This window comes from Streptomyces sp. NPDC055749 (assembly GCF_053617235.1).
The window spans coordinates 1517-11445 of the sequence record NZ_JBSHFH010000080.1; the positions used below are offsets into that span (position 1 = coordinate 1517).

5 protein-coding genes and 1 pseudogene are annotated in these 9929 nt (G+C 72.5%); 2 read left to right on the forward strand and 4 right to left on the reverse strand.

The features are described from left to right. Positions 1-36 precede the first annotated feature (36 nt). From ACWGO0_RS35040 to ACWGO0_RS35055, 4 genes are all read right to left on the reverse strand, one after another. A complete protein-coding gene (locus tag ACWGO0_RS35040; RefSeq protein WP_453544136.1) occupies positions 37-1983 on the reverse strand; it encodes an acyl-CoA dehydrogenase family protein in 1947 nt (648 codons plus the stop codon). Between the two features lie 220 nt (positions 1984-2203). After that, on the reverse strand, positions 2204-3649 hold the full coding sequence (locus ACWGO0_RS35045; RefSeq protein WP_453544138.1) for an aldehyde dehydrogenase family protein: 1446 nt from the start codon (positions 3647-3649) through the stop codon (positions 2204-2206). Positions 3650-3782: 133 nt separating this feature from the next. Beyond that, a complete protein-coding gene (locus ACWGO0_RS35050; RefSeq protein ID WP_453544140.1) occupies positions 3783-5363 on the reverse strand; it encodes a PucR family transcriptional regulator in 1581 nt (526 codons plus the stop codon). 125 nt (positions 5364-5488) lie between these two features. Next, positions 5489-7903, reverse strand: a complete 2415-nt coding sequence (locus tag ACWGO0_RS35055; protein ID WP_453544142.1) for an ATP/GTP-binding protein — start codon at positions 7901-7903, stop codon at positions 5489-5491. Positions 7904-8148: 245 nt separating this feature from the next. Between ACWGO0_RS35055 and gabT the strand changes: the two genes are divergently transcribed. Continuing rightward, on the forward strand, positions 8149-9489 hold the full coding sequence (gene gabT / locus ACWGO0_RS35060; RefSeq protein ID WP_453544144.1) for a 4-aminobutyrate--2-oxoglutarate transaminase: 1341 nt from the start codon (positions 8149-8151) through the stop codon (positions 9487-9489). Positions 9490-9637: 148 nt separating this feature from the next. Continuing rightward, positions 9638-9819: pseudogene (locus tag ACWGO0_RS35065) on the forward strand (phosphatase PAP2 family protein); the annotation flags it as partial. Positions 9820-9929: the final 110 nt, after the last annotated feature.

Consider the following 9929-nt stretch of genomic DNA (forward strand, 5'->3'; position numbering starts at 1 on the left):
ACGTCCAGCGCTTGGACGTGCCCCGCCGGCGGGCGCTCAGCGGATGGGCCGGTGGACGTTCTCCTTCGTCGAGGCGCCCGGGGTGGCGTCGGCGATCCAGGGGCCGTCGCCGCTCGGGTCGACGATGCCCTCCTCCAGCCAGGTGTACGTACCGGAGAGGACTCCGTCGACCACGCGCCGGTCCAGGTCGTCGGTGTTGGACCACAGGCGGGTGAAGAGTTCCTCGACCCGGATGCGGGACTGGCGGCAGAAGACGTCGGCCAGTTGGTACGCCTCGCGGCCGTGCTCGCCGGTGGTGCGCAGGAGTTCGGCGCGGACGCAGGTGGCGCTCATCGCGAAGAGTTCCGCGCCGATGTCGACGATCCGCCCGAGGAAGCCCTGTTTGGTCTCCATGCGGCCTTGCCAGCGGGACATCGCGTAGAAGGTGGAGCGGGCCAGCTTGCGGGACGAGCGTTCGACGTACCGCAGATGGGTGGCCAGGTCCGGGTGTCCGGAGGGGTGGAACTCGCTGTACGTACGCGGGAGCTGGCCCGGTCCCGCGACCAGTTTCGGGAGCCAGCGGGCGTAGAAACCGGCCGCGTTGGCGCCGGCCTTCGCCTTGGCGGACATCGGCTTGTCGGGATCGATGATGTCCCCGGCCACCTTGAGGTGTGCGTCGACGGCCTCGCGGGCGATCAGCAGGTGCATGATCTCCGTGGAGCCCTCGAAGATCCGGTTGATCCGCAGGTCGCGGAGCAACTGCTCCGCGGGGACCGCCCGTTCACCGCGGGCGGCGAGCGAGTCGGCGGTCTCGAAGCCCCGGCCGCCACGGATCTGGACCAGTTCGTCGGCGATCAGGCAGCCCATCTCGGAGCCGTACAGCTTGGCCAGTGCCGCTTCGATGCGGATGTCGTTGCGGTCCTCGTCCGCCATCTGCGAGGCGAGGTCCACGATGGCCTCCAGCGCGAACGTGGTCGCGGCGATGAAGGAAATCTTCGCGCCGACCGCCTCGTGCCTGGCGACGGGCCTGCCCCACTGCTCCCGCACGGCCGACCATTCGCGGGCGATCTTCAGGCTCCACTTGCCCGCCCCCACACACATCGCGGGCAGCGAGAGGCGGCCGGTGTTGAGGGTGGTCAGGGCGATCTTGAGGCCGGCGCCCTCGGGGCCGATGCGGTTGGCGGCGGGGACCCGGACGCGGTGGAAGCGTGTGACGCCGTTCTCCAGGCCGCGCAGGCCCATGAAGGCGTTGCGGTGCTCGACGGTGATGCCGGGGGCGTCCGCCTCGACGACGAAGGCGGTGATCCCGCCCTTGTGCCCATCGGACTTCGGGACGCGGGCCATGACGACCAGAAGATCGGCGACGACGCCGTTGGTCGTCCACAGCTTCACGCCGTCCAGTACGTAGTCCTCGCCCTCGGGTACGGCGGAGGTGGCGAGCCTGGCCGGGTCGGACCCGACGTCGGGTTCGGTGAGGAGGAACGCCGAGATGTCCGTACGGGCCAGCCGGGGCAGGAACGCGTCCTTCTGCTCCTGGGTGCCGAAAATCTTCAGCGGCTGCGGTACGCCGATCGACTGATGGGCGGAGAGCAGCGCGCCGAGCGCGGGACTGGCCGAGCCGATCAGGGCGAGGGCCTTGTTGTAGTACACCTGGGTGAGCCCGAGGCCGCCGTACTGGGTGGAAATCTTCATGCCGAGGGCGCCGAGTTCCTTGAGGCCGTTGATGACCTCGTCGGGGATGCGGGCCTCGCGCTCGATCAGCGCGCCGTCGATCTTCGTCTCGCAGAAGTCGCGCAGCCGGGCGAGGAACTCCTCGCCGCGCCGCACGTCCTCGCCCGCGGGCAGCGGGTGGGGGTGGATCAGGTCGAGCCGGAAGCGGCCGAGGAAGAGTTCCTTGGCGAAACTGGGCTTTCGCCAGTCCTTCTCACGGGCGGCCTCGGCCACCTGGCGCGCTTCGCGCTCGGTGACCTTGGGCGCCTGGGGCGTATCGGGTGGAGCGGACATGAGGAGCTCACCTCGCCGCGTGTCGGGTCGTTACGGATGAGTCGTACCGATCGGTACCACTCATCCGTATGTACCCGACCCCGGCCGCTCCCACCACCCCTGCGGCAGGGCATACGAAACGGCCGCAGCCCCCGCACAGTGGGCTGCGACCGTTCGTTGTGCCGCCTGCTGCGATCGCTGTCCGGGCGGAAGGCAGGCGGCCGTTCGGGGGGGGGAGGACCTAGAGGGCGAGGCCGGTGAGGACCAGGACGCGCTCGTAGGTGTAGTCGTCCATCGCGTAGCGCACGCCCTCGCGGCCGACGCCGGACTGCTTGGCGCCGCCGTACGGCATCTGGTCCGCGCGGTACGAGGGGACGTCGCCGATGATCACGCCGCCCACCTCCAGGGCGCGGTGGGCGCGGAAGGCGGTCTGCAGGTCGTGCGTGAACACGCCTGCCTGGAGGCCGTACTTGGAGGAGTTGACGGCGGCGAACGCCTCCGCCTCGCCGTCCACCTTCTGCACGGACAGGACCGGGCCGAAGACCTCTTCGCAGGAGAGCGTGACGTTGTCCGGGAGGTCGGTGAGCACGGTCGGGGCGTACGTCGCGCCGTCCCGCTTGCCGCCGGTCAGCAGCGCCGCACCGGCCTGGACGGCTTCGTCGACCCACGACTCGACACGCTCGGCGGCGTCCTCGCTGACCAGCGGGCCGACGTCCGTGGCGGCGTCGGACGGGTCACCGGTGACCAGGGCCTCGACGGCCGAGACGATCTTCGGGACGAGCCGGTCGTAGACCGAGGCGTCCGCGATGACGCGCTGCACCGAGATGCAGGACTGGCCGCCCTGGTAGTTGGAGAAGGTCGCGATACGGTTCGCGGCCCAGTCCAGGTCCTCTTCTGATGCCCAGTCGCCGAGGACGACCGCTGCTCCGTTGCCGCCGAGCTCCAGGGTGCAGTGCTTGCGCGGGACCGAGTCCATGATCGAGTAGCCGACCGGACCGGAACCGGTGAAGGAGATCACGGGCAGCCGCTCGTCCTTGACGAGGGCCGGCATGCGGTCGTTCGGGACCGTCAGCACGGACCAGGAACCGGCCGGGAGGTCGGTCTCGGCCAGCAGCTCGCCCAGGATCAGGGAGGAGATGGGGGTCGCCGGGGCGGGCTTGAGGATGATCGGGGCGCCGACGGCGATGGCCGGGGCGACCTTGTGCGCGCTCAGGTTGAGCGGGAAGTTGAAGGGCGAGATACCGAGGACGGTGCCCTTCGGGAAGCGCCGGGTAAGACCGAGACGGCCGGTGCCGCCGGCGTCTGTGTCCAGGCGCTGGGCGTCGCCGCCGTTGAAGCGGCGGGCTTCCTCGGAGGCGAAGCGGAAGACGGAGACGGCCCGGCCGACCTCGCCGCGGGCCCACTTGATCGGCTTGCCGTTCTCGGCGGAGATCAGCTGGGCGATCTCCTCGGTGCGCTCCACGAGGCGGCGCGCGACGTGGTCGAGCGCGGCGGCACGGACGTGCGCCGGGGTCGCGGCGAACTCCTCGCGCACGGCGTGGGCCGCGGCGACGGCTTCCTCGGTCTGCGCGTCGGTCGGCACGCTGACCGTGCCGACGAGACGGCCGTCCCAGGGGTTGGTGACGTCGAAGCTGTCCTCGCCGGTGGCCTGGCGGCCGGCCAGCCAGAAGGCGTGGGTGGAAGTCATGGCGGATCCGGCCCTTCGGAGGTCGTGCGGAGCTCGTGGGTGTCGTGCTCCACCACCGTAGGGCGGCCCGGCGCGGATGACGTTTGTCCGGCGTGGAGTACAGGAACCGGCCGACGCTCCGCTTTGTCGGGGATCAGGCGTCGGGGGTGCCCGAGCCCGCGGCCGTCGTCGCCTTCAGTGCGAGCCAGAGCTCCATACGGACGTCCGGATCGTCCAGGGAGCGGCCGAGGATCTCCTCCACGCGGCGCATCCGGTAGCGCAGGGTGTGGCGGTGCACGCCCAGGTCGGCGGCGGCGGCGTCCCACTGGCCGTGCCGGGACAGCCAGGCGCGCAGGGAGGCGACGAGGTCGCCGCGGCCCTTGGCGTCGTGTTCGTACAGGGGGCGGAGCATCCCGTCGGCGAAGGCCCGTACGGCGTCGTCGGCGAGCAGCGGGAGTACGGAGCCCGCGGCCAGTTCCTCGTGCTCGACCAGGGCCCTGCCGCGCCGGCGGGCCACCGAGAGCGCCTGTTCGGCCTGCTTGTACGCGGCGGAGACGGCGATCGGTCCGGCCGGCGCGGACAGGCCGACGACGACCTCGCCGTCCTCCGTGCCCGGTTCGCGGGCCGGGCGCTCGTCCTGGGCCTCCGCGTAGCCGGCGCAGGCGGCGACCGCGGCGCCGCCGTCCGCGGCGAGCACCACGATCCGTTCGCCCTCGGGCACCATCAGCAGCGCCTCCCCGGCCCGGGCCGCGGCGGCCTCCATGGTCTCGGCGAGGAGTTCGGGGGTGGACGCGGGCGCCGCTTCGGCGATCAGCAGCCGGAAGGGGGCGTCGAGCAGCCCGCCGTACAGGTCTCCGGCGACGGCCCTCGCGTGGTCGGGCTGACCGGCGAGCAGCATGCGCAGGACGGCGGCGCCGAGGCGCTGCTCGGCGCCCTGGAGCGAGCGGGAGCGCGCGGTGGTGAGCGTCAGCAGGGCGACCGCCGAGTGCACGGCGTACCTCTCGGCGGTGCCGAGCGCCGCCCCCGTACCGACGGCGAGGGCGCCGCGGACCCGGCGGCCGGTGCCGAGCGACTGGAGTTCGACCCGGTCGTCGCTGCCGCCGACGACGACGCTGGCCGGGGCGGGGCGGTCCCGGAGGCGCTCCACGTCGGGGGTGAGGCGCGCGGCCCGTCTGGCGGCCCAGTCGGGCGCGGCGGCCACTACGGCGCCGGAGGTGTCGTACAGGGCGGCCCAGCCGTCGACGTGGGCGGCGAGGCGGGTGAGGAGCTCACCGGGCCCGTCCCCGGCGACGGCGGCCTTGGTCAGCTCGCGCTGGGCCTCGAAGCCCGCCGTGACGGCCCGGTACTGGTCGGCGGCGATGGCTGCCGACACGGCCTTGGTGATGGCGAGGAACGGGGTGCGGCGCGGGACTTCGAGGAGCGGCAGCCCGGCTTCCTCGGCGGCGTCGACGAGGGCCCGCGGGATCTCGTCGTAGTTGACGCCGACGGCGAATCCGATGCCCGCGACACCGGCGGCGGCCAGCCGGCGCACGTACCGGAGCATCGCCGCGCTGTCCTCGGCGTCGAGGTTGGTGGCGGTGACGAGCAGGAGCTCGCCGCCCTCCATATAGGGCACGGGGTCGGTGAGCTCACTGGCGTGCGCCCAGCGCACCGGGGTGTCGAGCCGGTCGGCCCCCGCGCGGACCGTGAGTTTGAGCGCCGAGTGCTGGGCGAGCGAGGCGAGTGTGGGGGGCATGGGACCGCGGGACCTTTGGATCGATTTTCGCCGTCCCGTACGAACGGCTCCTTCGATTCTGCCAGGGCGGCAGAGTCGATGAAGCCGCTCGCCGCCCTACTCCCCGGTAGCCACCCGTACTCGTCTCAGTCGCCGAGCTTCACCAGAAGCGGCGGTACGTGCTCTCCGTCCACCGTCGTCAGCGACAGGACCGCGTGCCCGGCCGGGACGGAGTACGCCAGTTCGGATGCCGACCAGCGCTCCCGCTCGACCTGCCGTACGGTCACGGCGTCCGTCGTCACGGCCTTGCCGGTCACCAGCTTGCGCAGGGCGTGCACGGCGCGGGTGAACGGCTGGTCGGCGAAGACGGTGTGCTGGGCGACCTCACGGGTCGACACCCATTCCTTGCCCCATACCTCCGCGAACCGCTTGCCGTCCCAGGTGGTGACGCCGGAGAACGCCATGCAGCAGCCGACCGCGCCCATCAGCGCGGTGTGCAGCGACTCGGGGACGTCGTCGACGGTACGCAGCGCGAGGACCGCGCCCGCGTTGACGGACCGCAGCCGCCGGATCCCGCGCACGGTCTCGGGCGTCACGGTGTGCGTCGCGTCGTCCAGGACCAGACAGACGAAGAGCGAACGGTCCCCGCGGGCCGCGGCCACGGCCGTGAACTGGGCGAGGACCAGCCGGGCGAGGAGCCGGGACGCCTCCGCGTGGGTGCGCTCCGGCAGATCGATACGGACCCGCAGGGGAAGCTGCTCAAGGGAGCGCAGCGAGAAGGGGCGGGACTCGTCCCCGGTGGCGAAGAATCCCGCGAACGCGGGCCGGTCGAGCAGCGCGATCCGGTCGGCGAGCACCGGCCCGGGATCTCCGGCGCCGCCCGCCTGCCGGGCCCTGGCGTCCAGTTCGCGGACCATCGCCGGTTGGCCGCCCGCCTCCAGCGCCCCGCGCAGCCCTTCGAGGGCGCCGGGGGCGCCGTCGAGCAACTCACGGAGTTCGGGCACGCACGGGAAACGGCCGTGGACGGCACGGAACGGACCGAGCAACTGGGCGAGCACGGTGGCCGCGCGCCGGCTGTCCACCGTGGACACATCACCGATGAGCCCTTCGGCGAGCACCCCGGCGGCCTCGTCCGGATCTGTCGTACCCCCGTACAGATCGAAGTCGTGTACGGAACCGGGGTCGCCGATCCGCACCACGACGTCGTACGCGTCGTCGGGGCCGAGTGCCGCTCCGTCCCCGCCCACCGCCAGCACGGCGGCCTGCCCGGCGAGTGCCCGGAGCGCGAGGGACTCGACGACGGGCCGTACGAGAGCGGCGGACTTGCCGGAGCCGGGGGGTCCCACCGCCAGCAGGGAGCTGCCCAGCAGCGCGGGTTCCAGGGCGAGGCCCGAGCCGCGGCGCTCATAGGGGTTGTGGGTGTCATCGGCGCACCGGCCGATGCGCACCTGTCCGGTCAGGACGTCGTGCCGGGCGGTGCGCCTGGGCAGGTCCCGGTGGCCGGAGGGATGCAGGGCTGCGGCGCCCCCCGCGCGCAGGACGGCTTCGGTGAATCCGGCGAGGCGGTCGGGGCGCGCCCGGGCGACGGTCCAGGCGTGCCGCAGCCGTGCGCAGTCCACGTCGTTCATGCGGCCGGAGCGCACCTCGGCGGTGAGCGTCTCGGCGGCGTCGATCTGTCCGGCGGCGCGCAGCTCGGGCCACCGGTCGTCGGCCGTGTCGGCGGCAGGTTCCGCCGCCGAAGCCGCGTGGGGGCTCGCGGACCCGCCCTTGCGGTACGTGGCGAGGAGTTCCCGCCAGCGGCCCAGGCGGGCGAACGGGTACAGCACCGCGGCGGTGATCAGCGCGTAGATGACGTTCACGACGCTCTGGCTCTGGAAGACCTCACCGCCCGCGACCGAGGCGACCAGGACGAGGACGGGCCTGACGAGCGGCACGGCGTCCTGCCAGACGAGGAGCTGAGCCAGGCCCGCCATGACCGCGGTGGCCACGCCGAGGAAGGGCTGACCGCGCCCGGCGACATGCCGCCGGAAGAGTTCGGACCAGTTGCCCAGGCGCCCGCAGCCGTACACGAGCAGCCCGAACAGGACGGCCTCGTACACCGTCAGGGCGTCGACGCCCTCCACCGTCCGCGGGCCGCCCGCGCTGCCCACGTACCACCACTCGCGTGGGGTGAAGAGCTTCAGCGGGACCAGCCGGTAGGGGATGTACCCGTTGCGCCACAGGGACCAGACGAGCACGCCGCACAGCACCGCGATCACGGTGCCGACGACCAGGGACCGGTCGGAGACCCCTTCGGGCTTCTCGGGGGGCCGGGGCGTGTGGCCGTACCGCCAGACGCCGGGTTCCTGCGGGAGGCGCGGGGTACGCAGCCACTCGTCGAGCCGCGGGCCTGCGGCCGGTGCGCGGTCCGGGCGCGGCGGGGCGGACGGGGGGCCGGCCGGTGGGGGCGGGGTGGCCGGTGGGGGTCCGGCGGGTGGTGGCGCGGCGGATGGTGGCGCGGCGGGGCGGGGCACCTTGTTCGCCCGTGTGTCCCGTGAGCCGTACGTGCCTTCGGTGTCCATGAACCGCTGCCCCCTGACCAGCCAGGTCCGTCCGCTGCCCCGGTCAATCTAGTGCGCCCGCACGAGCGGGTCAGCCAGGCGCCAGGGCCGGTCCCTCCGGGAGAACCTCCGGGACACGTACGCCCATCTGTCCGCAGCGGACAAGGACACGCCCCCCACCACTCCCGATCGGAGCATGCCCGTCATGGGTCCCCGCCCCTAGCCTGCAGAAAGAGAAGCGTACGAAACACCCCCAGGAGCCCCTCATGAGCGCAGTCCCGCAGGAGCGCAGCGTCGTCACCGCCATTCCCGGCCCGAAGTCGGTCGAGCTCCAGGCTCGCCGTCTCGCGGCGGTCGCCGCCGGGGTGGGCTCCACTCTGCCGGTGTTCACGGCCCGCGCCGGCGGCGGGATCATCGAGGACGTGGACGGCAACCGTCTGATCGACTTCGGCTCCGGTATCGCCGTGACGTCGGTGGGCGCATCCGCCGAGGCCGTCGTACGCCGCGCGACCGCGCAGCTCGCCGACTTCACCCACACCTGTTTCATGGTCACGCCGTACGAGGGCTACGTCGAGGTCTGTGAGCAGCTGGCCGAGCTGACGCCGGGCGACCACGCGAAGAAGTCCGCGCTGTTCAACTCGGGCGCCGAGGCCGTCGAGAACGCGGTGAAGATCGCCCGTGCGTACACGAAGCGCACCGCGGTCGTCGTCTTCGACCACGGCTACCACGGCCGCACCAACCTCACCATGGGCATGACGGCGAAGAACATGCCGTACAAGCAGGGCTTCGGCCCGTTCGCGCCCGAGGTCTACCGCGTCCCGGTGGCGTACGGCTACCGCTGGCCGACCGGCGCCGAGAACGCCGGCGCCGAGGCGTCCGCGCAGGCCATCGACGAGATCACCAAGCAGATCGGCGCCGACAACGTCGCCGCGATCATCATCGAGCCGGTCCTCGGCGAGGGCGGCTTCATCGAGCCGGCCAAGGGCTTCCTCCCGGCGATCGCCCAGTTCGCCAAGGACAACGGCATCGTCTTCGTCGCCGACGAGATCCAGTCCGGCTTCTGCCGCACCGGCCAGTGGTTCGCCTGCGAGGACGAGGGCATCGTCCCCGACCTCATCACCACCGCCAAGGGCATCGCGGGCGGTCTGCCGCTCTCCGCAGTGACGGGCCGCGCCGAGATCATGGACGCCGCGCACGCGGGCGGCCTCGGCGGCACGTACGGCGGAAACCCGGTGGCCTGCGCGGGCGCGCTCGGCTCCATCGAGACGATGCGCGAGCTGGACCTGAACGCGAAGGCCAAGCGCATCGAGGAGGTCATGAAGGGCCGCCTCGCCGAGATGCAGTCGAAGCTCCCCAACGGCGACATCATCGGTGACATCCGTGGCCGCGGCGCGATGATCGCGATCGAGCTGGTCCAGGCCGGCACGAAGGACCCGAACCCGGCAGCCGCCGCGGCCCTGGCCAAGGCCTGCCACGCCGAGGGTGTGCTGGTCCTCACCTGTGGCACGTACGGCAACGTCCTGCGCTTCCTGCCGCCGCTCGTCATCGGCGAGGACCTGCTGAACGAGGGCCTCGACGTCATCGAGCAGGCTTTCGCCACGCTCTGATGCGTGCGAACCCCGGCGGCGCCGGAAGGCGATTTCGCAGGGGATGACCCGGGCCCGGGTGTGGGCCTGTGAAGAACGTGTGGGGGGCCGATGGCGGGATCCGATTCCGACTGTCGGTCCCCCTTCGGCTGACGTACGGTTTCTGCAGATGAGAGAAACACGCCGCTCGCAGGAGACTGCGGGCGACTCCGGTTCGGCGCTTCCCCAGTGCCGTCCCGGTTGTGCCCACGCGCACACCACTGGAGCCTCTGGCTCCGGAACTCCTCACCGATCGGATGGCCGCCCGCCCCACACCCCCCGGGGCGCGCGGCAAACCGATCCCGCCGGGGGGCCCCGGCCAACACCCCCCCGTGGCGGGGGGGCGGGGGGGGGGCAATAATTTGTTGGGTCGGGTGGGCGGGGCGTAGCGCGCAGGACCCGGACGGTCGGGGCGGCGCCGC

Coding starts and splice junctions, on each gene's coding strand:
- ACWGO0_RS35045 (WP_453544138.1), bottom strand. CDS start 3,649: ATGACTTCCACCCACGCCTTCTGGCTGGCCGGCCGCCAGGCCACCGGC.
- gabT (WP_453544144.1), top strand. CDS start 8,149: ATGAGCGCAGTCCCGCAGGAGCGCAGCGTCGTCACCGCCATTCCCGGC.
- ACWGO0_RS35050 (WP_453544140.1), bottom strand. CDS start 5,363: ATGCCCCCCACACTCGCCTCGCTCGCCCAGCACTCGGCGCTCAAACTC.
- ACWGO0_RS35040 (WP_453544136.1), bottom strand. CDS start 1,983: ATGTCCGCTCCACCCGATACGCCCCAGGCGCCCAAGGTCACCGAGCGC.
- ACWGO0_RS35055 (WP_453544142.1), bottom strand. CDS start 7,903: ATGGACACCGAAGGCACGTACGGCTCACGGGACACACGGGCGAACAAG.